Genomic DNA, 26064 nt, shown 5'->3' with positions numbered 1-26064 from the left:
ATGATCTGGAAGTTTACGACTGATTTTAATTTTTTTTAACCTTAGATTTACATACTCAAAACTATTAGGAAGCAAATTTTTCCAGTCTTTTGTCGAATGAGATATTTAGATTCCTCTGGAATGACAAACTTTTAGAATGAAATTAAAAAAACTTCAATATATAATAAGGTATACATTCAAAACTTTAAAGACTATAAAACATCAAGTAATAAAACCTCCATCTTCCAGCCTCAAGCTTCCATCTCCCATCTCCCTTCCTTACAACTTCACCGCATTAATCATCTCTCTTTTTCCCAGAGGTCCCTGTTTTTTCTCAACATTAAAGTTCAGTTCCTGAAGAATTCTTCTTACGCTTCCTTTCGAAGAGTAGGTGGTTAATAATCCGTTAACAGCCATTTTATCAGCAACCATTTCAAAAAGGGGCTTTTCCCAAAGATCGGGCTGTACTCTTGCACCGAAACAGTCGTAATACACCAGATTTATTGCGGGTAAATCGATATTCTTCAGATCAAAAAAATCACATTCTATCTTTTTTAAGTTGAAACCACTAATGATTTCTTCTGATTTTTCCCATTCTGCCAGATGAATTTTTTGATAAATATTTTTGAATTCTGGATTATCGAAAAGCTCAAAATAGGCTAAATCGTTAATTTCCGATTCATTTACGGGGTATTTCTCAAGGGTAAAATAGTTGATGATATGATTTTTGTCAGTTTTTAAATATTCATTAATTGTTACCAAAACATTCAAACCTGTTCCAAAACCGAGTTCTAAAATATTAATTTCGTAATCATTTATTAAATTTAATCCATTTTTGATAAACACATGTTCGGCTTCCTGTAATGCACCATGGTGTGAATGATAATTTTCATTTAATTCATTGATAAACAGTGTTTTGCTTCCGTCGTTTGTGGTCTTAATTTCTCTTTTCAAGCTATTTTTTTACAAATTTACTCTAAAATTTTTATATTTAGAAAATTATGTTAAATTTGTAGAACCTCATAAAAAATTTTAGAAATGATAATTCAAAAAACTGAAAACTCCCGAATTTCTACATTCGACCCAAACAATTTTTCATTCGGAAATACTTTTATCGATCATATGATCATCTGTGAGTACGAAAACGGAAAATGGGGTGATGTAAAATTGGTTCCTTATGGTCCTTTGGCATTTACACCGGCAATGATGGGTGTAAATTACGGACAGGCTTGTTTTGAAGGCATGAAAGCCTATAAAGACAAAGACGGACAGGTTTTCCTTTTCAGGCCCGAAAAGAATTTTGAACGTATCAATAAGTCGGCAAAACGTCTTGCCATGCCGGAAATAACGGAAGAAATGTTTTTGGACGGACTAAAAGCATTGGTGGATATCGACAGAGAATGGATCCCTTCCGGAGAAGGGATGTCTTTGTACATCAGACCATTGATTTTCGCTACAGAAGAAGCATTGAAGGCGAGAGTTGCCAATAAATATATGTTCGCGATCGTTGCAACTCCTGCAAAGATGTATTATACAGAACCTGTTTCTGTAAAAATTTCAGACCATTATTCAAGAGCGGCAAGCGGTGGAGTAGGTTCTGCTAAAGCTGCGGGAAACTATGCGGCTTCTTTCTACCCAACTCAGTTGGCAATTGAAGAAGGATATGAGCAGATTATCTGGACTGATGATGCTACTCACGAATATTTCGAAGAAAGCGGAACGATGAACGTTTTCGTAAGAATCAACGATACGATTTATACACCTCCGACTTCTGAAAAAATCCTTGACGGAGTTACGAGAGACAGCTTCATCCAATTGGCTAAAAAGAGAGGAATTGAAGTAAAAGTAGAACCTATTAAAGTTCTGGACGTTGTAGAAGCTCAGAAAAACGGAACTTTAAAAGAAGTTTGGGGAGTAGGAACAGCAGTGGTTACTACCGTTTTCCAGGCTTTAGGCTACAAAGGAGAAAAGCTTGAATTGCCAAGATTATCAGACGAAGAAAGCTTCGCCGTTACTTTGAAAAACGACCTTGTGAATCTTCAGACAAACCTTTCAGACGATCCTTTCGGATGGAGAGTTTTAGTGGATCACGTATTGGAAACAGTTTAATTTTTTAAATGTTAGATATTGAAAAGCCGGAAATTTTTTCCGGCTTTTTGTTTTAAATTTTTATCAGTTAAGTAGTTTGAAGTGAAGATCGTTGCTCCTTTAGGAGCAGAATCTGTGTAGAAGTAAGAATAAGTCTATCAATCCATAGGATTGATATCTATAATTCTCAATTAATTATTTTCTAAAAGATAGCGTTCCTACGGAACGCCGAACGTAAGCCTAAATATGATTTCTACACAGATAAAACTCCACAGAGTTTTTTATTCCGAATGTATTATTTATCGCTGTTTTTAAAATTCATATATTATTCTTTGCTTAGATCCTTTCAGGATGCCAAGCTGCATGATGATTATCATCTCTCGCAGATTTTGCAAATTTAGCAGATGATTAAGCAGAAAAATGAGCACAATCTGTTAAATTATTTACAGTATGTTTGTCATGCTGAAAGCATCTAAGCAAAGTTTACAATGTATTGTTGAAAGCCTTGGATGACAAAAATGCTGTCAATGGATTTGAGAAAGGATAAACAATTCTACGTTGAAAAAAATCCGCGTAATCTGCTAAATTATTTACAGTATGTTTGTCATGCTGAAAGCATCTAAGGAAAGATCTCAATGTATCGTTGAAATCCTCTCAAGAGGACAAAAATGCTGTCAATGGATTTGAGAAAGAATAAACAATTTTACATTGAAAAAATCTGCTTAATCTGCAAAATCTGCGGGAGATTATTCAAAAGATTCTTCATTCCATATTGCTTCGCAAAATTTCAATCAGAATGACATGGGATTGTTAAAGATTTTGGGAGATAAAAAGAATTGTTGACAATTATTCATTGTTTTGTTTTTCGTTTAGTATTCGCGGTGTCACTCTGAGCCTGTCGAAGAGCTTTTTTTCGAGCCATTTATTTATAGATTTTTGTTCTTTAAAAGTCCTGTGTTTAGATCCTTTCAGGATGACAAGCTGCATGATGATTATTATCTCTCGCAGATTTTGCAAATTTAGCAGATGATTAAGCAGAAAAATCCGCGTAATCTGTTAAATTATTTACAGCATGTTTGTCATGCTGAAAGCATCTAAACAAAGTTTACAATGTATTGTTGAAATCATTTTCAGGATGACAAAAAATACTGTCAATGGATTTGAGAAAGAATAAACAATTTTACATTGAAAAAGATCTGCGTAATCTGTACAATCTGCGGGAGATAATTCAAAAGATTCTTCATTCCATATTGCTTCGCAAAATTTCAATCAGAATGACATGGGATTGTTAAAGATTTTGGGAGATAAAAGAATTGTTAACAATTATTCATTGTTTTGTCTTTCGTTTAGTATTCGTAGTGTCACTCTGAGCCTGTCGAAGAGCTTTTTTCGAGCCATTTATTTATAGATTGTTGTTCTTTAAAAGTCCTGTGTTTAGATCCTTTCAGGATGACAAGCTGTATGATTATTATCTCTCGCAGATTTTGCAAATTTCGCAGATGATTAAGTAGAAAAATCAGCACAATCTGTTAAATTATTTACAGTATGTTTGTCATGCTGAAAGCATCTAAAGAAAGTTTTCAATGTATGGTTGAAATCCTTTTCAGGATGACAAAAGTGCTGTCAATGGATTGAGAAAGTATAAACAATTCTACGTTGAAAAAAATCAGCACAATCTGGTAAATTATTTACAGTATGTTTGTCATGCTGAAAGCATCTAAGGAAAGATCTCAATGTATCGTTGAAATCCTCTCAAGAGGACAAAAATGCTTTAATTACATGGAGAAAAGAATAAACAATTTTACATTGAAAAAATCTGCGTAATCTGCAAAATCTGCGGGAGATTATTCAAAAGATTCTTCATTCCATAATGCTTTGCAAAATTTCATTCAGAATGACATGACTCGTTAAAGTTTTTAATAAAATAACAAGCTGTACTTGTTTAGGGTGTTGTAAGAAATGTCTGCAATCTTAGCCGTGATTGCAGCAATTGTCTGAGCTCATTTTTTTAGTTTACGGCGCGGCGAAGCCGCGCCGTAAACTAAAAAAATAGCGAGTGCGGAAAGCGCGATAAAGCTCCTTAAAAATAAAAATCCTTTCAAAAGCAGTGAAAATTTACATAATAATCTCATTCAGGAAGACAGGGGAATTGTCACAGTTTTTAATTCAATAAGTTCCTGAAGTTTTGTAATTGATTCCCGAAATGTGTATTTTCGCAAAAGTTTATGAAAAAAATACTCTTCATATCGATACTGGGTGTACTGAGCTGCAGCAAAAATGCGCAGACTCATCCTCCCGTTGGCGGCGTTCTCAGCAAGAACGATCTGGATGTTTCCAAAAACAGGATGAAAAATCTGAATGCACAGGAAAGATATCATATTCAGGAATGGATTGGCAATCAGCCGGTAAAATTTTATCCTACACAGCTTAATTACTGGACGAATACGGAAGGTTTTGACCAAAGGCAGAGAAGGCAGGACAATACGCTGATTTCTTATTCTTACGACCTGTACGACTTCGATCAGACGAAAATCTACGATCAGCCAATCGCAAGAAGAGATGCCAAATTCGGCCATTTTGATGAGCTGAAGGCGGTAGAAGATGCTTTGCGTTTTATACACGACGGTGAGGAAGTTACGCTTCTGGTTCCGTCTGCACTGGCGTATGGAACGTACGGAGATGAGAAGAAAATAGATAATGATATCCCACTAATCATAAAATTAAAAGCATTATAATCCATGAAATTGTTTAACAAGAATATAATTCTGGCGGCGGCAAGTGTTTCGCTGATGAGTTGTACACCAATTTATAAAAAAATGAACGTAGACAAAGAAACTTACGAAGGTCTTAATGACGGACTTTATGCGAATCTTCAGACGACAAAAGGTAATTTGATCGTAAAATTCGAGGATAAAAAAGCACCGGTAACTGTGGCTAATTTTATTGGTCTTGCAGAAGGAAAAATCGATAACAAAGCGAAAGCGAAAGGGGTTCCTTATTATGACGGAACGATTTTCCACAGAGTGATTAAAGATTTCATGATTCAGGGGGGAGATCCTCAGGGAACTGGAATGGGAGATCCGGGATATAAATTCGAGGACGAAAGAAACGATCTTAAGCATACCGGAAAAGGAGTGCTTTCTATGGCGAATTCGGGTCCGAATACGAATGGTTCTCAGTTCTTCATCACAGAAGTGGCTACACCTTGGTTAGACGGAAGACACACGATCTTCGGAAAAGTGGTAAAAGGTGAGGATGTAATCGATGCGATTGCGAATGTAGAAAAAGGAGCGCAGGATAAGCCTAAAACTGACATTGTTTTGGAAAAAGTTTCCGTTTTCAGCAAAGGAGACGAGTACAAAAACTACGATGCAGCAAAAACCTTTACAGAAGGAAAAGCTAAAATTGCAGAAAACAACAAAGCGTTTTTAGCAAAAGAAGAGGCTGAAAAAGCTAAAAAAGAAGCTGAATTCAAAGCCAATCAGGAAAAAATGGTTGAAGATCTGAAAGCAGGAATGCAGAAAACAGAATCCGGTCTTTACTATAAAATCACGAAAACAACAGAAGGAAAAGCTCCGAAAGCGGGTGATAACGTTTCTGTACATTATGCAGGAAAGCTGGTAGACGGATCGGAATTCGATTCTTCTTTCAAGAGAAATGAGCCGATCGAAATTCCTATCGGGATGGGAAGAGTGATTAAAGGCTGGGACGAAGGAATCCTTTTGTTAAAAGAAGGTGAAACGGCTACTTTACTGATTCCGCCGGCAATGGGTTATGGAGAAAGGGGAGCAGGAGGAGTAATTCCGCCAAACGCATGGTTAATCTTCGATGTTGAGCTTGTAAAAGTAAAATAATCTGAATCTTACAATATTCTGAAAGCCGTCCGAAAGGATGGCTTTTTTCATTGCCGTTTGTTTGTAACGATTCGCCGGACTTCTGCGACAGATTTAAGGAAAGAAGAAACAATCGTCTTCTGTGAAAATCGTAACAACTGTCTATTTAAAATTATGAGAACCAAATCATTCCTGTTTCTGTTTATGTTCCTGTCGTTGATGTCTTTTGCTCAGACGAAGGCAAATCCGGAAGAGACAGCCATTAAACAATCACTGTCGTATTTCGTGAATACCATTAAAACAAAGAAAATCGATCAGTCGGTGAACTGCATCTATCCGAAATTTTTCACGGTGATTCCGAAAGATCAGATGACGCAGATTCTGAACATTACCTACAACAATCCGTTTATGAAGATTGAAATTCAGGATTTTAAGTTTGGGAATATTGCAAAGCCGGAACAGATTGATAAAGAATATTTCTCCATCGTCAATTATTTTCTCAAGCTGAAATGCAATGTCGGTTCCCTGAATGAAGACATGAAGAAGAAAATCCAAGCGATGCTGATTCAGAAATACGGTAAAAACAATGTACAGTATGCCGCGAAGGAAAATTCTTACCTCATCAACGCCAATATGAAAGCCTGTGCCGTTTCCAAAGACAAAAAATACTGGAAGTTTGTGATCCTCGAAAATGAATACAAATCTCAGTTGGTAAAAGTGCTGCCGAAGAAGATTTTGGATAAAATTTAAAGTTTTTGATTTTATTTACTGAAAACCATCCGAAAGGGTGGTTTTTTTGTTGAAATAAGTATATATTTTTTTGATAATTGCATTTTTAATTATATATTGTATAATATAACTAGTAAAGAAATATAATTATAAATTTTGATAATATTTATTTCTTAAATCATGAAATTATTTTATAGATGGAATTTTTTAGCTCAAAAGATAATAATATAGGTGAGAAAAGAGATGTTGCCTTTCAGACTGTTGTTGGAATTAGAGATGCCGTCTCTATTGCAACAAGAAAATCACAACCACCAACTTACGAACAGTCTTTAAGACTAATTCATGATCTTGATCCAGATTTGTATGAAACATTTAATAACATTTTGTCTGAAAAAAATGATAGTGATCTAGTTAAATATTTTAAAGAAGAAGCTGCTTTACAAACTCAGATTTCAGGTAAAACTATTGATGCATCTGAGTTAATGTCGAAAGAAATCAAGCGATTAAATAATTTGATGATAAGGGCTCAAGCAAAAAATCAAGATATTAAAAATATCAAAAGACGTATAGCTCAATTATACAGTGGAATAGAAAATCTTAAGCCGAGAAGTTTTACAGAGAATGCAATTCTAGTTAGAGACTTTTCTCAACTGGATAGAAGTTTTTTGGGAGATAAAATAATTTCAGAGTATAAGTATGTTGATTATGCATTACCAAGAGATAGATTTTTAAGATTAAGATTACTTCATCCAGATAAAGAAGAGCATATTTCTGGGGCTGATCTCTTATATGAACAGTATAATTTGAAAACTAATCAAGTTAGATTTTTGTTTTTGCAATATAAGACGTGGGATGATGGAATTATATATTTTTCACAACATCAAAATTTAATTCCTCAATTGAAAAAAATGGAAAGAATGCTTTGCAATTCTAAATGCTGTGATTCACCTGACCAAGAAAGTGATTTAATCGATTTTAGAATGCCTTATTGCTCAGGATTTTTACGTCCAACGGATAAATTGCAGCATGAAAAAGCAAAAATGGTTTCCAGTGGATTACACATTCCAATTTGTAATGCTATTCAACTTTCTGAAAACAATTTAAAATTAGAGAAGATTAAATTAAAAGATATTTCTCCAAATCATTACATTTTTGAAAAGTTATTTAACTTAAATTTGGTAGGAAGTAGATGGATGGATATTTATGATGTTGAAGATTTTTATAAAGAGAAGGGGATTTTAGACTCCGAAAACACAATTAAAATATATGCAAGAGAAATAATAAAAGATAAACTGATTAATTTTAAAGAATATGATGGTGATGAATTGCCATTTTAAATAATTTAGATGGAAAAAACATCTGTATTTGATCTTTCTGTTTTCGGAAGTGAAAAGTTACATTCAATCTAAAAACCATGTTAGAAAGAAACCATCTTGAACCTTGCGGAAGCAGTTCGAGCCATAGAAGTCTCGGCAGCTTTGTGAAAATCATGAGTGCACTCATGGGAGACGTGTACGCAGAACTGTATTTTCTGGAAATTCCCTCTTTCGATACCGAAAGAATTCTGTTCGTAGAAAGAAAAAAAGGAATCGAAAACTACCGCATCGTTTATAAAATTGCAGAACGTGCGATCCGACTTTCGGAAGGTAACGAAGCAGAAAGAATTTTAGAATATCAAAGAAAGCTGTCACCGGATTCCTATAAAATACTGCAACAATTGTTTGAAAGTGCGCTTTATCAGACGAAATACCCTAAAGAGCGGCGTATTGTTCTCGACGGAGTACAGTATTATTTCTCCAACATTTTGAAAATGGGGAAAATCTCATCACCCGAAGAGAACTCTTTAATCGGAAAACTCATAGACATCTGCGAAAGAATAAAAAATATGATTCAGTCAGACAACAGACCATTGGTTTTTGAAGATGATTTCAGAGGTGAAATGGAAGCTTTAATCAGGGAAATTAATGGTGATTTAGAATAGTAATGAATGGTCTTCTTTCATTCTGAAGAAGAATTCCAGAAAGAAATCGTTGTCTGATTAAAATTGTTTATAATTTCTTAAATGTATTTACTGCATTTTTGTCATCCTGAAAGGATCTCAGAATAGTACAATTAATTTTAAAATACCAATGACTAAAACATTCAGAATAAGAGACTCTTCGACAGGCTCAGAGTGACACCGCGAATACTAAACGAAAGACAAAACAATTAATAATTGTTTACAATTCTTTTTATCTGCCAAAATCTTTAACGGTCGCTTGTCATTCTGATTGAAATTTTGCGAAGCATTATAGAAAGAAGAATCTTTTTGAATGATCTCCCGCAGATTTTTCAGATTATGCAGATTTTTTTTCAATGTAAAATTGTTTGTACTCTCTCAATGTCTTTACAGCATTTTTGTCATCCTGAAAGAATCTCAACGATACATTAAAAGCTTTGTTTAGATGCTTTCAGCATGACATACTGTAAATAAATCACCCTCCAATTGTTCTGAAAGTTATTTTATTTTTTGGTTTCTCGCAGATTGAGCAGACTGTGCGGATTTTTTTACTTAATCATCTGCTAAATTTGCATAATCTGCGGGAGATAACAATCATGCAGCTTGTCATTCTTAAAGGATCTAAATAATGACTTAAAAGAACAGAGATCAATAAATAAAGCATTCAGAAACGAGCTCTTCGGCAGGCTCAGAGTGACACCGCGAATACCAACTGAAATCCTTCTGAATTTTACGAAACATAAAACTACCCGAAATAGCTATTCCGTAAATAAAAGGGAAGTCTTACCTTAGCAGTACACTAAATTTAAAACTTTTAACTATGGCTTACGATTTTAAAATCCGTTCAGCAGTTACTTCCACAGGAAAAACCGCGTATTATGCAAAGCTGACCGGTCTTACAGAACCTGAGTTTTTTGTGGCATACAAAACGAAGTATGAGGAAAGATTCGGACTTTACAATGTTTCGGTTTCTAATAATCTGGTGTACAATGCCGCCGATTATGTGAACGAATTTGGTTTTTGGGCATACTTTATCGAGGCTACCGCGAAAGTGGAAAGTCAGGGCTCTTTTCTCTGTCTCAATACCTATGACAGAGCGTACTTTACATTCGGTTTTATGCAGTTTGCGGCACACGTTCCGAACGGAGATTTTGTAAGATTTTTCAGGAAGTTGCTGGCTTTGGAAAACGCTTCAGACTATTTCCCGAGACTTCGCCTGATCGATGACAGAATCTATTATAAAAATGATACAGGAGCGACCTCACAACTCGAGAACGACAGCAGCTCCCAAAAACTGATGGAATATCTGAATCCTACCACCAATGAAGTGGAACAGCAGGAACTTATCTGTTCGGCAAGATTTATCCATTGGGCGACCAATGACCCGAATCACAGAAGAGTACAGGTGGAACAGTCGATCAGTCTGTACAAAGAAAACATGAAAAAGTACAGCAAAAGGCTTAATCTGAATGGTTATCCTGCAAAAGTATGCTTTATGATCTGCGATATTCTGCATCAGGGAAGAGGAACGTATGACAGGATCAGTTATGCGCTGGATACCGACAGTCACGAAAAAGCATTCCAGAATCTGTGTACGATAGGAAACACCCATTATCCGACAAGAATCAACGGACTCAAAGCCCATCTGAAAAAGCTGGAACTGGCAGGATTGTTCAACAAAAAATATAAAGCTGATACGAATGAGTTTGTGTAGAAATCAGCTTAAAGAAATATAAAAACAGACGGTAAAAATGAATGTACCGTCTGTTTTTTTTGTGAATAAGAATCTTATGGATTGTTGGGAATTGTCACTATTTCAGGATCGATCCACAGTTAACACCCACGGTTTCCATTTTCTTTCTGATCCCCATTTTTTCTGCTTTTTTCGCAAGTTCTTCCTTTTCTTTTTTGTCTTTCATCGTATTCAGCTTGTCAAGCATTTTAAGCTCGTCAGTAGTTAATTTTGCACCAAGATCTTTAGTAAGACAGTCTGCAAATTTCTCAGCCTTTTCTTTGGGAGTTCCTTCTTTTACCATGCTTTCAGAAATGTCTTTATACATTGCTTTTAAGATGGATTCCTTGGAATTCGTAGTCTGTACTTTTGTTTTGGCTTTAGATTGTGCCATTACGATCTGGCTGCTGCATACAAGGATCATGCAGAATGCAAAAATGAGTTTCTTCATGTTTATTATTTTAAGGGCTAAAAGTAGGATAATTTTTTGAGAGTTGAGACACCGAATAAATTTATTTTAAAGTGCTTCAATGAATGAAAAATGTTCGACAATTTTTCATTGTTTTAAAATATTGCATATAGTATTCGCGGTGTCACTCTGAGCCTGCCGAAGAGTCTCTTTTTCTGAAGGATTTGGATTATTATCTCCCGCAGATTCTGCAAATTTAACAGATGATTAAGTTAAAAATCTGCATAATCTGCTCAATCAGCGAGAAACCAAAAAATAAAATAACTTTTAGAACATTTGGAGGGTGATTTATTTACAGTATGTCATGCTGAAAGCATCTAAACAAAGTTTTTAATGTATCGTTGAGATCCTTTCAGGATGACAATGTAGCGTTAAAGGTTTTTCTAAAAACAATCTTTCATTGTTTAAATAATAGAGTTAGCATTCGCGCTGTCACTCTGAGCTTGTCGAAGAGTCTCTTTTTCGTAGGATTTGTTCATCGCTGAATAATCATTATAATTTGGTTAGATCCTTTCAGGATGACAAAATGATAGGAATACATTTGAGAAAGTACAAACAATTTTAAATTGAAAAAAATCTGCGCAATCTGCAAAATCTGCGGGAGATCATTCAAAAAGGTTCTTCTTTCGATAATCTTCGCAAAATTTCAATCAAAATAACACGATTTGTGTTAATGATTTTACCAAAGAAAATAACGAAACAATTTTTCATTGTTTAAATATCGTAATAAGTATTCACGGTGTCACTCTGAGCCTGTCGAAGAGTCTCTTCATCAGAATTTTAAACAAAAAAACCGCCCTTAAAAGAGCGGTTTTAAGATTAATCTGTTTTAGGATCATTATTCTTTTTTCCCTGTCTTCTTGCCAGAACAATATTGGCAAAGTAATTCCTTCCGTTATTAATGATCGCCAGAACATTCTGATAAAAAATATCCTGCTTCACATCGGCTAACGTTGCGATGTAATTGCACATCTGTTTGTAATCTGTGTTCAGCGTCTGTCTCAGCATCTTGACATCATAGGTCTGTTTCTGGGAAGTCTTAAAAGAACGGTGCGAAAAAAGATCATTAAAATCCGTATTGGATTCTGCCAGATGATTGATGAATTTTACCAGCCCCAAAGCTGAAACCGCTGCGCTGTATTCTGAAGAAAGCAGCTTTTCCAGCATTGTATTCAGGCGGATGGTTTCTTCTTCGTAAGAATCGTCCTGCACATTTTTATACTGATCCAGAAGAATTTTTACGAAAGCATAGGCATTCTTTTCAGTTTCTGTTTTAGCGTTTCTGTACGGTTTTATGGCATCTCTCAGCGCCTGCATGTCGGCATCACGAATATCGTCCAGTTCAGCGATTTTTTTAGATTCTTCACTGGCACGTATCTGATCGAGTGCGCTGTTATACGTGGGAATCTGTGCCTGTATGGCATCGTACATTCTTTTAAAATCCAGGTCTGTTTCTGCATTCAGGGCAGAAGCTGCAAAATCTTCATAGAAACGGATGATAAGCTGCCCGAATTCGGCATGATGCAGTTTTGTGGCATCCATCGAAATTAGTTTTTTCATGTGCGTTATATTTTATTATTATATCTGCCACAGAGGATCAGGGTCTTACTGAGTCTGCGGATATTTTTTTTTCTCTATCTTCAGAAATTTCCGACGGCAAACTGTAAGAGGTTCTTATCGTCGGAAATTCCGGCAGGGCAAACCACTATCAAAGTAAGCTTTCGGAGATCTCCGGCGGCGCAAACCAAAACAGTTTCGGGTCGTCGGAAATTCCGACGGAGAGAACCCGAAGAGGATGAGACTTTCGGAAGTTTCCGATAATGCAATCCTGAATTTTATGTTTTTTCTGTAAACTTTCCGGCAGCTTTTTTTATTCTCCTGTGCTGTTTTATTTTTTTTGCCATGCTCTCTTTCAAAGAGTTTCATCAAAAATATAAAAATTCTTATAATGCCTGTACAAAACAGAGAACAGTTATTATTCTGTACATATATAGATTGATTTTTTTTATGCTTGTCATGATGAGAGCATTTAAACAAAGTTTTTAATGTATCGTTGAGATCCTTTCAGGATGATAATGTAACGTTAAAGGTTTTACTAAAAACAATTCTTCATTGTTAAGATATTACAGTTAGTATTCGCAGTGTCACTCTGAGCCTGTCGAAGAGTCTCTGTCATCATTTAGTAAGATCGTATATTTTCAGATTCTTCCTTCGTCAGAATGACATAGGATTGTTAATCATTTTATATGTTAAAATAGCCTTTAACAATTACTCATTGCTAAGATAACACAGTTAGTATTCGCGGTGTCACTCTGAGCCTGTCGAAGAGCTCGTTTCTGAATGTTTTATTTATTGATCTCTGTTATTTTAAATCATTGTTTAGATCCTTTCAGGATGACAAAAAAACTGTGAATACATTGAGAAAGTATAAACAATTTTAAATTGAAAAAAATCTGCGCAATCTGCACAATCAGCGAGAAACCAAAAAATAAAATAACTTTTAGAACATTTGGAGGATGATTTATTTACAGTATGTCATGCTGAAAGCATCTAAACAAAGTTTTCAATGTATCGTTGAGATCCTTTCAGGATGACAATGTAGCGTTAAAGGTTTTACTAAAAACAATCTTTCATTGTTTAAATAACACAGTTAGTATTCGCGGTGTCACTCTGAGCCTGTCGAAGAGTCTCTTCATCAGAATTTTAAACAAAAAAACCGCCCTTAAAAGAGCGGTTGTGTATGATATTTTACCAGTTCTTATCAATCATATAAATAATCTGCGTCAGAGTACTTGCACCGAGCAGAAGTTCCCTTCGGTTTACCTTTTCAAAAGTATCTTCTTCCGTATGATGAATGTCGAAATACCGCTGAGAATCGGGGACCAGTTCCGCTGTCGGAATTCCTAAATCGTGAAGCGGATAAAGATCTGTTCCGGAATAGGTATTTTTAAAATCATAAACTCCGTAAGGTAAAAACAGGTCTGCCCAACTCTGGATCTGCTTTCTTTTTTCGTTATCCATATCAAGGGAAATTCCTCTCGGGGTAAATCCTCCCGCGTCCGTTTCTATGGCAAAAAGATGCTTTTCATTGTTTTCTTTCACGGTTTTACCGTACATAACACCGCCTTTCACGCCGTTTTCTTCATTGGCAAAACAAACAACGCGGATGGTGTGATTATTCTGGATGCCTAGATTTTTAAAAGTCCTCAGAACTTCAATGCTCTGCACGATTCCGGAACCGTCGTCATGGGCGCCTTCACCCACGTCCCACGAATCCAGATGTCCACCGACAACGATTACGCTTTTATCTTTCTTCCCGGTAATTTCTCCGATCACAGAGTGGGAGAGCTTTTCGCCCTTCATTCCACAGTTGGAGTTGAGCTTAGCGGTAATTTTCTGTGATTTTAAAAGTTCTGCCAGTTCATCCGCCGTTGTGCTTCCGATTGCAACAGCAGGAATTTTTTTATCATCCTGATAGCGCATGGAACCTGTATGCGGAACATCATCAAAGGCAGAGGAAAGAGAACGGATGATCGCAAATTTCCCACCTTTTTTAGCCGTTAATGAAGCAGCGGTAGATCTGTATTTTGCGGCATCACCATATCCTCTAAACGTTTCTATATACGTCTGGCTGAAAGGATAATTGAAGAACACAATCTTATCTTTTACCTGTTCCGGCGAAAGTTTATCGTATTCTTCCATGGATCTCACCATGATAATTTCTCCTGAAACATCTTTTCCTCCTGTTCCTTCAGAATTTCCCAGAGAAAGCATTTTTAAGCTTTTCCATTTTCCGTTAGAGGTTTTGATGTGTAAAGATTCTTTTCCGCGAACCCACACCGGAACCATTACTTCCTGAAACCAGACTTTATCGGCTCCTGCATCACGAAGCTTCTGTTCTGCCCATGTTACGGCTTTTTCGTAGGATGCTGAACCGCTGAGACGATGACCGATATTTTTGGTTAATTCTCTCAGCTCGTTGTATGCTTTTCCTTTATTTAATATTTCCGTAGAAATTTTTGCAAATTGTATGGAGTCTTCTTTTGCCTGACCAAAAACCGTCAAGCCCAGAAGTGTTAAAGTTGTTCCTAATATCTTTTTCATTTACCAGTTTTTATCAATCATAAAAATCATTTGCGTCATTGCCACCGCACCGAGAAGAAGCTCTCTTTTGTTCACCTTATCAAAAGTATCCTGTTCGGAATGATGATAATCGAAATATCTTTGCGTGTCTACCACAAGCTCAGCCAAAGGAATATCCATTTTCTTTAAAGGAGAAATATCCTGAATGGCTTCTGTCTGGTCAAAATCGTAAACGCCATAAGGAAGGAAATAATTTTTCCATTCGAAAATCTGTTTTCTTCTCTGCGGAGACATATCCAGAGAAAATCCTCTCGGAGAATAGCCTCCTGCATCGGTTCCCAGTGCAAAAATGTGCTTTTCATCTTTCTTCTTCACGTACGCTGCATACATTTCGCGCCCCTGTCCGCCGTTTTCGCTGTTTGCGTAGAAAACAACGCGTATCGTATGGTTATTTTCAAGACCTAAAGCTTTGAATGTTCTTAAAACTTCAATACACTGCGCGACTCCGGTTCCGTCATCAATGGCTCCTTCTCCGAAATCCCATGAGTCGAGCTGCGCACCCAAAACAATTACCTTAGAATCTTTTTTACCCTGAATTTCAGCAATGATATTTGGATTGGTGGTATCGCCTTTGGATTGGGCAGTCATATTCAGTTTAGCGGTAACTTTCTGGCTTTTTAACAGTTTTTCCAGTTCATCGGCAGATTTTACTCCGATGGATAAAGCGGGAATTCTTATTTTATCATCCGGTTCGTAATACACCATTTTTGCGTGTGGCGTATCGTCAGAAGCCGTGGTTAATGATCTTATAATTAATGCTTTCGCTCCGGTTTTAGCAATAACGGAAGCCGAAATAAGTTTGGATTTTGCAGTGATTAAATAAGAATCGCTGGTATTGATGATCTTAGGATCCATCGGAAGATTCACAAAAACAATTTTATCTTTGAGCTGTCCGACAGACATGGCATTAAGGTCTGAAGCGGAATTGATTAAGACAATTTCTCCTGTAAGATCTTTTCCGCCCGTTCCTTCAGAATTTCCGAAAGAAAGCATTCTGATGTTTTTCCAGTCTCCGTTAGCGGTTTTTATCTGTAAAGATTCTTTTCCTCTGATCCAGACCGGAGCTTTGGCTTCCATTTTCCAGATCATATCGATCCCGATTTCTTTAAGCTTTTTTTCTGCCCAGTCTACGGCTCTCATGTAACCCGGCGTTGCGCTGAAACGCGGTCCGATGCCTTTGGTAAGCTGTCCCAGATTTTCGTACGCCATTCCGTTGGTCATGATCTCATCGGAAATCTTCCTGAATTCATCTGGATAATTGAATTTTTCGCCGACAGCAGTTTTCTTAACCGGCTTTTTAAGAGGTTTTTTTTGAGAAAATAAAAATCCACCCAAAAAGAGTGGAATGATAATGAATATTTTTTTCATTTTTTATTTACCTTTTCTTTTCCGCAGATAAAAGTAGGGAAAAAATAGTAATTTAATCTAAATTCGGATTAAGAAACCCGCAGTTAATTATTTTTAACGCAATGGACACGAGGATTTTTATGTATAACTTTAATTGTCCGCTCGCAAGGGCGTATAACTCAGCAAAGGCTTCATTTGCTGAACGAAGTGCCTTTGCGAACGGAAGATATTTCAAAATTTTAAATACCTCTTTGCAATCTTAGCGTTAACCGAAAGAATTATATTGAATAAAGTTAACTGATTAAGGTTTCATATCGTACATTAATAATGCAGTAACCAATTTAGGTTCAATGAATGTGCATTTCGGAGGCATGCTGAGTTTCAGGTCTGAAATTTTAATCATGTCATTGAAACTTACTGGGTAGATCCCGAATCCTGCTTTTCCTTCTCCGTTGTCTACTTTTTCCTTAAGCTGGTTGATTCCTTCAATGCTTGATGTTCCTTTTACGTAAGAAATTTTCTCCGAGCTGTCGGGATCTTCAATTTTTAAAATGTCTTTAAAGATGTATTTGTCTAAAAGATGATGATCCAGATTATCCAGAGACATTTCCTGAGAACGGAGGTCGTGCTTTACGTGAAGGGAGTAAAATTTACCGTCCATATACATCGAAATGTGGAATTTCTGTGAAGGAAAATATGCCGTTTCTCCTTTTTCGTGGATCAGGAAATATTTTTCCAGCTCCTTTAAAAATTCTTCGTTCGAAAGACCGTTAAGATCGGTTAAGATTCTGTTGTAATCGTGGATTTTAATCGACTGGTTGGAAACGATAAAGCTGTACACGAAATTGTAATGTTCCGTCCCGTTATGCCTTTTGTTTTTTTCTTTCTGATGTTTGGCGTTCAGCGCAGTGGAACCGATTCTGTGGTGTCCGTCTGCGATGTAAAAAGAATCGATCTGATCGATCACTTCCTTAAACTGCTGCAGTTTTAAACGGTTATCGATTCTCCAGATTTTATGACGGATTCCTTTGGTATCCACATGATTGAAGATCGGAACGTTTTTCTCCTCATGGTTCATCAGCAGTTCGATCTTCGAATTCGCCGGATAGGTAAGAAGTACAGGTTCTGCCTGAAGATTCACTTTTTCAAGATAATGAGCCAGTTTTTCCTTTTTCTGGGGAATGGTGCTTTCGTGTCTCTTGATTTTTCCGTTCCAGAAATCTTCGATGCTCGCTAAACCGAGAAGACCTCTGAAAACCTGTTTGTTGGGATAAATCTGTTCATAAAGATAGTAGGCAGAATTGTCCTGAACGAGTTTTTTCTCTTCCATCAATTCTTCAAAAGTCGACCGGATCTTCCTTAAATTCCTGTCGATATCTTTGGATTTACTTACAACATAAGGCTTTATCATGTTAATGTAAGTGTCTTCCACCTGAGCTTTTTCCGCGATCTCTTCCTGCGTAAAATTGTCCAGAGGATGAGTAGGGAAGGTGCTCTCATAGTCTTTATGAGGTCTTATTCCACGAAAAGGTTTAAAAATTGGCATATTTTAGTTTATAGTTTCTTTAATCTTAATAATCTGTTCTGCAAGCTCGAGTCCGATTTTTTCCTGTGCATCCACGGTATTTCCGCCTACGTGCGGAGAAAGGGAAAGCGAAGGATTCATCAGCAGAAGAACTTCCGGAGTGGGTTCCTTTTCAAAAACATCCAGTGCGGCTCCGGCAACTTTTCCGGATTCAATGAAGTCTATCAGGGAAACTTCATTCATTACACCTCCTCTTGCAGTATTTACAATGTAGACTCCGTCTTTCATTTTTTCAAATTGTGGCGTGTCTATGATATATTCGTTTGTTTTCGGCGTATTGAGACTGATGAAGTCTGTATCTTTTAAGAATTCATCCATATCGTTGGTGGAAGTAATTTCGAAATTAACAGTTTGTCCGTCGAAAAATTCCAGCGAAAGGACTTTTGTTTTAGGTTTTCTGGTAAGCACTTTTACTTTCATACCCAGAGAAATTCCCATTTTTACAACTTCCTGTCCGATACTTCCAAAACCGATAACTCCCAATGTTTTTCCTGAAAGTTCGTATGCTTTCGAGAAGGATTTTTTCATGGCGTTGAAGTGGGTTTCTCCCTCCAAAGGCATTAACCTGTTGGATTCATGGAGAAATCTTGCCAGTGAAAAGAAATGTGCAAATACCAATTCTGCAACCGATTTTGAGGATGCAGTCGGCGTATTGATGATGTAAATTCCTTTATCAATAGCGTATTCCACGTCGATATTATCCATCCCGATTCCGCCTCTTCCGATAATTTTAAGACTTGGACAGGCATCAATGAGATCCTGTCTTACTTTGGTAGCGCTTCTTACCAAAAGAACATCCACGTTATTCTCGTTGATGAAATTGATGACGTGATCCTGTGCAACTCTGTTGTCCAGAACTTCTATTCCGGCATCTTTAAGTGCCTGTTCTCCTGCTTTCGAAATTCCGTCGTTGGCTAAAACTTTCATGGTTTTATTTTGACTTAAATATTTAATGGTTCAAAATTTAAACAGTCTCGCAAATTAAGAAAATTTAAAATAACATTAAATATTTGTTAAGTATTTGAAATTTAATAATTTATATTATTTTATGGATTTCATAACATCTACTAAAACCTGTACGCTTTCAATCGGTAAAGCATTGTACAAACTGGCTCTGTAACCTCCCAGACTTCTGTGTCCGTTCAGTCCGCTGATTCCCGCAGCTTTCCATGCCGCATCAAATTCTTCTTTTTTGCTTTCGTCTGTAATTTTGAAAGATACATTCATTAAAGAACGGTCTTCTTTTACGCAGAATGTTTCAAATAAAGGATTGCTGTCTATCTCATCGTATAACAGTTTTGCTTTTGCTTCGTTTCTGGCTTCTGCTGCGGCAATTCCACCATTGTTTTCCAGATGCTGTAACGTTAACAGAGAAGCATAAACAGGGAAAACCGGAGGTGTGTTGTACATAGATTCTTTAGAAATATGCTGAGCATAATCCAGAATAGAGAACATATTTTCTCTTCCTGTTTTTCCTAAAATTTCTTTTTTAATGACCACCAAAGTTACTCCTGCTGGTCCCATATTTTTCTGAGCTCCGGCATAGATTAAATCAAATTTTGAAAAATCTAATTGTCTTGAGAAAATATCAGAACTCATGTCGCAAACCATTAAAGTATCTACTTCAGGGAAAGACTTCATCTGAGTTCCATAGATGGTGTTATTTGAAGTGCAGTGGAAATAATCATATTCTGAACCTACGGTGTAATCTTTTGGAATGAAAGAGTAATTTTCTTCTTTTGAAGAGCCAACAACGTCTACTGTTCCTACTTTTTTAGCTTCTTTAATAGCTCCTGCCGCCCAAGTTCCGGTATCCAGATAAGCTGCTTTTCCGCCTACTTTCATCAGGTTATAAGGAACCATGGCAAACTGCAGACTTGCACCGCCTCCTAAATATAAAACTTCGTAATCATCTCCTAAATTCATCAGTCTTTTTACGATAGCGCGTGCTTCATCCATTACCGCTACGAAATCTTTACTTCTGTGCGAAATTTCAAGCAAGGAAAGTCCGATTCCGTTGAAATCTAAAATTGCCTGTGCAGATTTTTCGAAAACTTCCTGTGGTAAAATACATGGTCCTGCGCTAAAGTTGTGCTTTTTGCTCATATTATTATTTTTTGGGATTTCCTGTAAAAATTTCTTCTTACAGATTCATTTATAGTTTCTTATTGGGTTCTTTTGAATTTTTGTATATAAAAAACCGCCTCATGATTGATGAGACGGCAGTTTTTTATTCTCCGTGTAAGAATGCTTTCTTATTAAGCAGTGCTTCTTCAGATTCTACATGATCTTCATCCGGAACACAGCAGTCTACCGGACAAACGGCTGCACACTGTGGTTCCTCATGGAATCCTTTACATTCCGTACATTTATCTGTTACAATGAAATAAACATCATCACTTACAGGTTCCTGCGGCGCATCTGCATCCACTGTAAGACCTGATGGTAATGTTACGGTACCTTTTAGTTCTGTACCTTCTGAAGCTTTCCAGTCTACTGCTCCTTCATAAATTGCATTGTTTGGACATTCCGGTTCACAGGCTCCGCAGTTAATGCATTCATCAGTTATTTTAATAGCCATCGCTAATTTTTTTTAAATTTGCACAAAATTACAAAATATTCCCCAATTTTAAAGCAATTATGAATACCGAAAATCAAGTTTTAGGACTTACGAGACTAAGCCAATATATAAAAGACTTTTTAAACAAAAATCAGGAGGATTATAATGATAACGATTCAGACTTTGAATTGTTGTTAAAACGATCTGAAATTGAAAATCCGTGGTTTACCATTGAAAACCAGAAGTTTGCTTTGAAACAGTGGACGGATCTTCTTACGGAAGAAAATATTGCCGACTGGCTGAAAGAATATCAGATTTCAAAAACTACGAAAAGAGTAGGGCTTATTCTTGCCGGAAATATTCCTCTGGTGGGATTTCATGATGTGATTTCTGTGGTGCTGAGCAATCATATTCCGGTGATCAAGCTTTCTTCAAAAGATAAATACATGATTCCGTTTTTATTAAAGAAATGGAATGAATTTTCGGAAGGAAATGTCTCGTTTGAGTTTGTAGAAAAACTGGAGAATTTTGATGCGGTAATTGCTACAGGAAGCAACAATACAGCAAGATATCTGGAATATTATTTTAAAAATCACCTGAATATCATCAGAAAAAACAGAACTTCCATTGCTGTTTTAAAAGGGGATGAAACGGAAGAGGAGCTTAAACTTCTGGCGGAAGATATTTTCCGCTATTTCGGTTTGGGATGCAGAAATGTAACCCGGCTTTTTATTCCTCAGGATTTTGTTATCGACAGATTATTTGAAAGTTTTCTGGATTTTCAGGAGATCATCAATCATAATAAATATGCCAATAATTACGATTACAACAGGGCGGTTTATCTTTTAAATCAGGATAAATTCTGGGATAATAATTTTGTGATGCTGAAGGAGGATGAGAAGTTGTTCAGTCCGCTTTCTGTGATCAATTTCAGCAGATATTCTTCTCTGGATGAAGTGAAAAGTTTTATTTTGGAAAACGAAGAAGATATTCAGTGTGTGGTGGCGAAAGAAGAACTTGGTTTAGATTCCATTAAATTGGGAGAAGCCCAACATCCGGGGTTGAATACGTATGCGGATAATGTAGATACGATGAAATTTTTATCCGTAATATAATTCTTTGTATCTTGCTGTCAGCAAATCATTTTATTATGAAAAAAATACTTCTGATTGTTGCGGCTTTGGCTTTTCAGGCGGGTTTTTCGCAGGAAAGCAAAATTAAAGTTGTTGAAAGCAAGAAAATAGAGCTTACTTCGGAATTGAGTAAAGATAAAATCGACTTTTATCATCCGTATTTTCTGAAATTTGTGGATGCATTGAAAAAATCGGATAAAGAAGCCGTCAATACTCTGATTTCAGATAAAGTGAAAAGCATTGTTTCAGATAATGTCATTCAGAAATTATCGGGCGGAATCAGCTTTGAACGTACATTTGAAGTGTATAAATCCGGCTACCAGAAACTATTGGATAACGAAACTTATCCAACGATTCAGTATAAATATAAAGACGATACGCTTTCTCCTCCAAGAGATCTGGTTACTGTGGTTTTTGAAAATGACGGTAAAATCTTAGGAGTAATGCCGGATTACAGCAGGTAATTTATAAGTGATAAGCAATACAGAATCGTGTATTCCGTTTATTGTTTATTGAAAAAGTTTAAACATAATGAAAAAAATACTTTTAGTTCTTTCCGTTTTGTCGGCGCCCTTTTTTCTTTCACAAAAGACGAAAAATGTGAAACCGGAAACAAAAAAGAACACGAACACAAATGTAACGCCCGATGTAAAACCCTCTTTAAGTCTTACAAAAGAGGAGGTTGAACTCTACAACGGAAAATTTCTGAAATTTATCGCAGCCCTGAAGGTTTCTGACCGAAAAGCCATGGATGAACTTTTATCCGAAAAAGCCAAAACTATGGTAACAGATGTTGTTTACCAGAAGCTTGCAGCAGATATTAAGACCGACAAAACGTTTCAGATTATCAAAGCCAGTTATAAACCCTTAATTGACGGAAGCAGCCTGCCAATGATTCAGTATAAATATTCTGATGATAAAGCCGCTGAACCGAAAGAGGTGATTACGGCAGTTTTTGAAACAGACGGAAAGATTATGGGAATAAAACCTTATAAGATTGTGAAGTAAATTATTAAAAAATAAAAAACTATGATGACAGATGTTTTAGTGGCGCATGCCAAAGAAGTTGAAAAAGCAGAATTTTATAAAAAAACATATTTGCACGTTGCTTTGGCGATTCTTGCTTTTATTGGAGTGGAAACCATATTGTTAAAAACCGTTCCGCCGGAAGTTATCGGATTAATGTTTAAGGGGAAATTTACCTGGCTGTTAATTATCGGAGTATTTTGGCTGGCTTCTGTATTAGCGAATAAATGGTCTCTTTCGCAAAGCAGATCGGTTCAGTATATGGGACTGGGATTTTATATTTTGCTTGAAGCATTAATTTTTATGCCGATGATCTACATTGCAGTAGCGAATGTTGGCGGATCAATCATTTATCAGGCAGCAATGTTAACCATCGCGATGTTTGCAGGGATTTCTTTTGTAGCATTTACTTCAAAAAGAGATTTTTCTTTCCTTAGAAATATTATTGTAATCGGAGGATTTATATCACTTGGATTAATTGTTGGCGGAATGATTTTCGGATTCGATCTTGGACTTTGGTTTTCGGTAGGAATGGTAATTCTGGCTTCTGCAACGATTTTGTACCAGACAAGCAAACTGAAAGATTCTTATACAACAGATCAGTATGTTGGAGCTTCTTTACAGCTTTTTGCTTCCATTATGCTTTTGTTCTGGTATATTTTGAGAATTTTAATGAGCAGAAGAAGCTAATTCAATAAGAGAAATTTTATAAACCCAAAAAATCCTGATGTCTTTTCATCGGGATTTTATTTTTGGTTTGATCTAAACACAAGTGACACAATTTTTAAAAATATTTGTGCTTATTAGTGAAAGAATATTTGTGAAATTCGTGTTTGAACTAAAACACAAATGGCACTAATTTTACACGAATGACACAATTTAAAAGAACTCGTGTTTATTCGTGAAAGAATATTTGTGAAATTCGTGTTTAAGCTAAAACACAAATGGTACTAATTTAGCGCAAATGACACAGTTTTTAAAAATATTCGTGCTTATTCGTGAAAGAATATTCGTGATATTCGTGTTTGAACTAAAACACAAATGACACAATTTTAAAAATATTCGTGTTTAATAAAAACTATCTGTCAATCGATCCTAAAACCTTCTGAGCAAAAGAATTTAAAGCATCTTTTTCGCTCATTCCGTTTTGTACGTTGGCGTGAACTTCCAGAGCTCCACAGATATTCGTAATTAATTCTCCTGCAACGTTCATATCTTCTTCGGTAGTTCCTCTGAATTCTGTAAAGCTTTCTAAAACTTCTAACGTTTTTTCAAGATTTTCAGGAGTCTGGTTCTGATAAAACTGTCTGATGATCGGTAACTTCATGATTACAATTCGTTGAATAAATTAATTAAACTTTCTGCCTGATTAGACTGTACCTGATTCACCAACTCACCATTTCTGAAGATTGCAAAAGTCGGAAGATTATCCACTGTTGCCAATTTTCTGCTTTCCGGTAATTTTTCTGCATCTACATAAAGAAAAGGAATATTTTCGTTCTCTGATGCCAGTTTTTTGAATTTTGGCTTCATGATTCTGCAGTTTCCGCACCATGTTGCACCATATTGTACTACAACCTTTTCATTTTCGCTTACAATATTCTGAAGCGTATCTTCTGTTAATTCTGTATACATAATTTTAATTTGACAATTTATTAATTGAAAATGTTTAAAATAGAAAATGAGATAATTCTTAAATAATCAATGTGATCAATTTTCAAATTATCTCATTCTCAAATTAGCACATTATCTTAGTTTTTCGCTAAATACTCTGCCGTAGAAGTTCTGTCTGCTTTCATTGCTTCTTTTCCTTCTTCCCAGTTTGCAGGGCAAACTTCACCGTGCTTCTGTACGTGCGTATAAGCATCGATTAATCTTAAATATTCTTTTACGTTTCTGCCAAGAGGCATATCGTTTACAGACTCGTGGAAAATTTTTCCGGTCTCGTCGATAAGGTAAGTTGCTCTGTAAGTAACATTAGAACCTGTGAAAACTTCTTCACCTTCGTCATTGTATTCGAAATCCTGATCTACAATTCCTAGAATATTCGCCAACTGTCTGTGAGTATCAGCTAAAAGCGGGTAAGTAACGCCTTCAATACCACCATTGTCTTTTGAAACATTTAACCATGCGAAGTGTACTTCGTTGGTATCGCAAGAAGCACCGATTACTTTAGTGTTTCTTTTTTCAAATTCTGGTAAAGCTTCCTGAAAAGCATGAAGTTCAGTCGGGCAAACAAAAGTAAAATCTTTCGGGTACCAGAATAAAAGAACTTTTTGTTGGTTTTCTGTAGCTTCCTGGAAGATGTTGATTCTAAGATCATCACCCATTTCAGACATTGCATCTACTGTTACATTCGGGAATTTTTTTCCTACTAAAGACATAATTTTCCTGTTTTTTATTTTAAATTTTCTGGTGCAAATATAGAAATATTTCGTCTATCGAACAATTTGATTTCGATAAATAAAATCTATAATTATTTTTGATCTGATAGAAATAAAAAAGCCTTTGAATAGGATGTTTTTTATGATTTAGCCATATTTCCTGATAGATGAAATTTTAATAAATCTTAATTTAGCTGTAAATTTAAATACCATGATTTTAAAATTATTCATGAAAAAAGTATTCCTTATTTTGGGATGCATACTTTCAGCAATGATGCTGTCTCAAAAAATGACCTTTGTTTATGATCTTAAATTTAAGCCTAATCCCAATAAACCCGACCTTACTACCGAAACTTATTACTTGGATGTTTTTGAAAAGGAATCTGCTTTTCGTTGTGAGCGCGAAAGAGTTTCCGATTCCATGATCCAAAGAAAGGGACTTGGTTTAGGCAGAAGTCCGGTTTTTAATTCTCAGATTTATGTTGTAAAAAATCTTGAGACAGCAAATGTTCAAAAGGTTATTTTCATGAGCTTTTTTAATGACAAATATTTCATAAATATAGATGAAAATCTGAACTGGAAAATCTTATCCGACAAAAAGAAAATAGAGGATTTTGAATGCCAGAAAGCAACGGTAGAGTACGGCGGAAGAAGCTGGATCGCATGGTTTACGCAAAGTATTCCTATTCCTGAAGGTCCGTATATTTTTAATGGTCTTCCCGGAATTATTGTCAACATTTCGGACGATCAGGAAAACTATAGTTTTAATTTAATAAAGATTAAAAAACTGGAAAAGGATAATCTGTTTTTCTCAAAGAAAGGAACGACGATAAGTTGGGGAGATTTTCAGAAAATTCAATCCGATTATTATGCAGATCCTTTTGCAGAACTGAAAGCCAGAAACATAAAAATACAGTCCGGAGATGAAAAAGGAAATCTTATCCCGACCGATCTTAATAAGATGACAAAACAGCTTAAAAAGCAAATAAAGGAAAATAATAACCCCATAGAACTGAATCGCAGGATTGATTATCAATAAAAAAGCCCTGAATTTCAG

General features: G+C 36.0%; 24 protein-coding genes. 12 read left to right on the top strand and 12 right to left on the bottom strand.

The annotated features are described in order from the left end of the window. Nucleotides 1-258: 258 nt before the first annotated feature. Nucleotides 259-933 carry a tRNA (5-methylaminomethyl-2-thiouridine)(34)-methyltransferase MnmC2 gene (mnmC2, locus tag AC52CF_RS10865; protein ID WP_496518192.1) on the bottom strand — a complete coding sequence of 225 codons (675 nt, stop codon included), beginning with the start codon at nucleotides 931-933 and terminating at the stop codon, nucleotides 259-261. Between the two features lie 84 nt (nucleotides 934-1017). Here mnmC2 and AC52CF_RS10860 point away from each other — a divergent pair, with 84 nt between their 5' ends. From AC52CF_RS10860 to AC52CF_RS10830, 7 genes are all read left to right on the top strand, one after another. Beyond that, nucleotides 1018-2088, top strand: coding sequence for a branched-chain amino acid aminotransferase (locus AC52CF_RS10860; RefSeq protein WP_336717259.1), 1071 nt, complete (start codon nucleotides 1018-1020; stop codon nucleotides 2086-2088). Between the two features lie 2204 nt (nucleotides 2089-4292). Further along, the gene (locus tag AC52CF_RS10855) at nucleotides 4293-4802 is read left to right on the top strand and encodes an FKBP-type peptidyl-prolyl cis-trans isomerase (protein WP_288460830.1); all 510 of its coding nucleotides are present in this window, start codon (nucleotides 4293-4295) and stop codon (nucleotides 4800-4802) included. Nucleotides 4803-4883: 81 nt separating this feature from the next. Beyond that, a complete protein-coding gene (locus AC52CF_RS10850; protein ID WP_228423085.1) occupies nucleotides 4884-5921 on the top strand; it encodes a peptidylprolyl isomerase in 1038 nt (345 codons plus the stop codon). A gap of 153 nt (nucleotides 5922-6074) precedes the next feature. Beyond that, nucleotides 6075-6650 (top strand): hypothetical protein, encoded by a 576-nt coding sequence (locus AC52CF_RS10845; protein ID WP_496518191.1) that lies wholly within the window; start codon nucleotides 6075-6077, stop codon nucleotides 6648-6650. Between the two features lie 176 nt (nucleotides 6651-6826). Further along, complete coding sequence (locus AC52CF_RS10840; protein WP_496518190.1) at nucleotides 6827-7966, top strand: hypothetical protein; 1140 nt, start codon at nucleotides 6827-6829, stop codon at nucleotides 7964-7966. A gap of 77 nt (nucleotides 7967-8043) precedes the next feature. Continuing rightward, complete coding sequence (locus AC52CF_RS10835; protein ID WP_496518189.1) at nucleotides 8044-8610, top strand: hypothetical protein; 567 nt, start codon at nucleotides 8044-8046, stop codon at nucleotides 8608-8610. An 838-nt stretch (nucleotides 8611-9448) separates the two neighbouring features. After that, nucleotides 9449-10342: a hypothetical protein gene (locus AC52CF_RS10830; RefSeq protein WP_496518188.1), complete on the top strand. Its 894-nt coding sequence runs from the start codon at nucleotides 9449-9451 to the stop codon at nucleotides 10340-10342. Between the two features lie 97 nt (nucleotides 10343-10439). Here the strand turns inward: AC52CF_RS10830 and AC52CF_RS10825 are convergent, their stop codons facing one another. The 8 genes from AC52CF_RS10825 to AC52CF_RS10790 form a co-directional block, all read right to left on the bottom strand. Beyond that, complete coding sequence (locus AC52CF_RS10825) at nucleotides 10440-10811, bottom strand: hypothetical protein (RefSeq protein WP_214589594.1); 372 nt, start codon at nucleotides 10809-10811, stop codon at nucleotides 10440-10442. An 837-nt stretch (nucleotides 10812-11648) separates the two neighbouring features. Continuing rightward, nucleotides 11649-12389, bottom strand: coding sequence for a DUF6261 family protein (locus tag AC52CF_RS10820; protein WP_496518187.1), 741 nt, complete (start codon nucleotides 12387-12389; stop codon nucleotides 11649-11651). A 1188-nt stretch (nucleotides 12390-13577) separates the two neighbouring features. After that, a complete protein-coding gene (locus tag AC52CF_RS10815; RefSeq protein ID WP_496518186.1) occupies nucleotides 13578-14933 on the bottom strand; it encodes a M28 family peptidase in 1356 nt (451 codons plus the stop codon). After that, nucleotides 14934-16340 (bottom strand): M20/M25/M40 family metallo-hydrolase, encoded by a 1407-nt coding sequence (locus AC52CF_RS10810; RefSeq protein WP_496518185.1) that lies wholly within the window; start codon nucleotides 16338-16340, stop codon nucleotides 14934-14936. 280 nt (nucleotides 16341-16620) lie between these two features. After that, nucleotides 16621-17865: a DUF1015 domain-containing protein gene (locus AC52CF_RS10805; protein WP_108410250.1), complete on the bottom strand. Its 1245-nt coding sequence runs from the start codon at nucleotides 17863-17865 to the stop codon at nucleotides 16621-16623. Nucleotides 17866-17868: 3 nt separating this feature from the next. Next, entirely contained in the window at nucleotides 17869-18831 is a 963-nt protein-coding gene (locus tag AC52CF_RS10800; protein WP_271161171.1) for a D-2-hydroxyacid dehydrogenase, read from the bottom strand. 114 nt (nucleotides 18832-18945) lie between these two features. Beyond that, the gene (serC, locus tag AC52CF_RS10795) at nucleotides 18946-20010 is read right to left on the bottom strand and encodes a 3-phosphoserine/phosphohydroxythreonine transaminase (RefSeq protein ID WP_214589598.1); all 1065 of its coding nucleotides are present in this window, start codon (nucleotides 20008-20010) and stop codon (nucleotides 18946-18948) included. A gap of 124 nt (nucleotides 20011-20134) precedes the next feature. Next, nucleotides 20135-20485, bottom strand: coding sequence for a 4Fe-4S binding protein (locus tag AC52CF_RS10790; RefSeq protein ID WP_034682968.1), 351 nt, complete (start codon nucleotides 20483-20485; stop codon nucleotides 20135-20137). Nucleotides 20486-20544: 59 nt separating this feature from the next. Between AC52CF_RS10790 and AC52CF_RS10785 the strand changes: the two genes are divergently transcribed. From AC52CF_RS10785 to AC52CF_RS10770, 4 genes are all read left to right on the top strand, one after another. Further along, nucleotides 20545-21579: an acyl-CoA reductase gene (locus AC52CF_RS10785; protein WP_496518184.1), complete on the top strand. Its 1035-nt coding sequence runs from the start codon at nucleotides 20545-20547 to the stop codon at nucleotides 21577-21579. Between the two features lie 35 nt (nucleotides 21580-21614). Continuing rightward, nucleotides 21615-22061, top strand: a complete 447-nt coding sequence (locus AC52CF_RS10780; RefSeq protein WP_302714828.1) for a peptidylprolyl isomerase — start codon at nucleotides 21615-21617, stop codon at nucleotides 22059-22061. A gap of 67 nt (nucleotides 22062-22128) precedes the next feature. Then, nucleotides 22129-22605, top strand: coding sequence for a peptidylprolyl isomerase (locus AC52CF_RS10775; protein ID WP_496518183.1), 477 nt, complete (start codon nucleotides 22129-22131; stop codon nucleotides 22603-22605). Nucleotides 22606-22626: 21 nt separating this feature from the next. Beyond that, the gene (locus AC52CF_RS10770; protein WP_496518182.1) at nucleotides 22627-23313 is read left to right on the top strand and encodes a Bax inhibitor-1/YccA family protein; all 687 of its coding nucleotides are present in this window, start codon (nucleotides 22627-22629) and stop codon (nucleotides 23311-23313) included. A gap of 388 nt (nucleotides 23314-23701) precedes the next feature. Here AC52CF_RS10770 and AC52CF_RS10765 read toward each other — a convergent pair whose 3' ends face one another. From AC52CF_RS10765 to AC52CF_RS10755, 3 genes are all read right to left on the bottom strand, one after another. After that, entirely contained in the window at nucleotides 23702-23950 is a 249-nt protein-coding gene (locus AC52CF_RS10765; RefSeq protein ID WP_087709871.1) for a DUF6952 family protein, read from the bottom strand. A gap of 2 nt (nucleotides 23951-23952) precedes the next feature. Continuing rightward, nucleotides 23953-24258 carry a thioredoxin family protein gene (locus AC52CF_RS10760; RefSeq protein ID WP_087709873.1) on the bottom strand — a complete coding sequence of 102 codons (306 nt, stop codon included), beginning with the start codon at nucleotides 24256-24258 and terminating at the stop codon, nucleotides 23953-23955. A 116-nt stretch (nucleotides 24259-24374) separates the two neighbouring features. Beyond that, nucleotides 24375-25007 carry a peroxiredoxin gene (locus tag AC52CF_RS10755; RefSeq protein ID WP_076390398.1) on the bottom strand — a complete coding sequence of 211 codons (633 nt, stop codon included), beginning with the start codon at nucleotides 25005-25007 and terminating at the stop codon, nucleotides 24375-24377. Nucleotides 25008-25236: 229 nt separating this feature from the next. Between AC52CF_RS10755 and AC52CF_RS10750 the strand changes: the two genes are divergently transcribed. Then, entirely contained in the window at nucleotides 25237-26046 is an 810-nt protein-coding gene (locus AC52CF_RS10750; RefSeq protein WP_214589604.1) for a GLPGLI family protein, read from the top strand. Nucleotides 26047-26064 lie beyond the last annotated feature (18 nt).

This window comes from Chryseobacterium sp. 2P (genome assembly GCF_059579425.1).
Note: the sequence above shows the minus strand (reverse complement) of the source record. Positions and strands in the feature narration are given on the sequence as shown.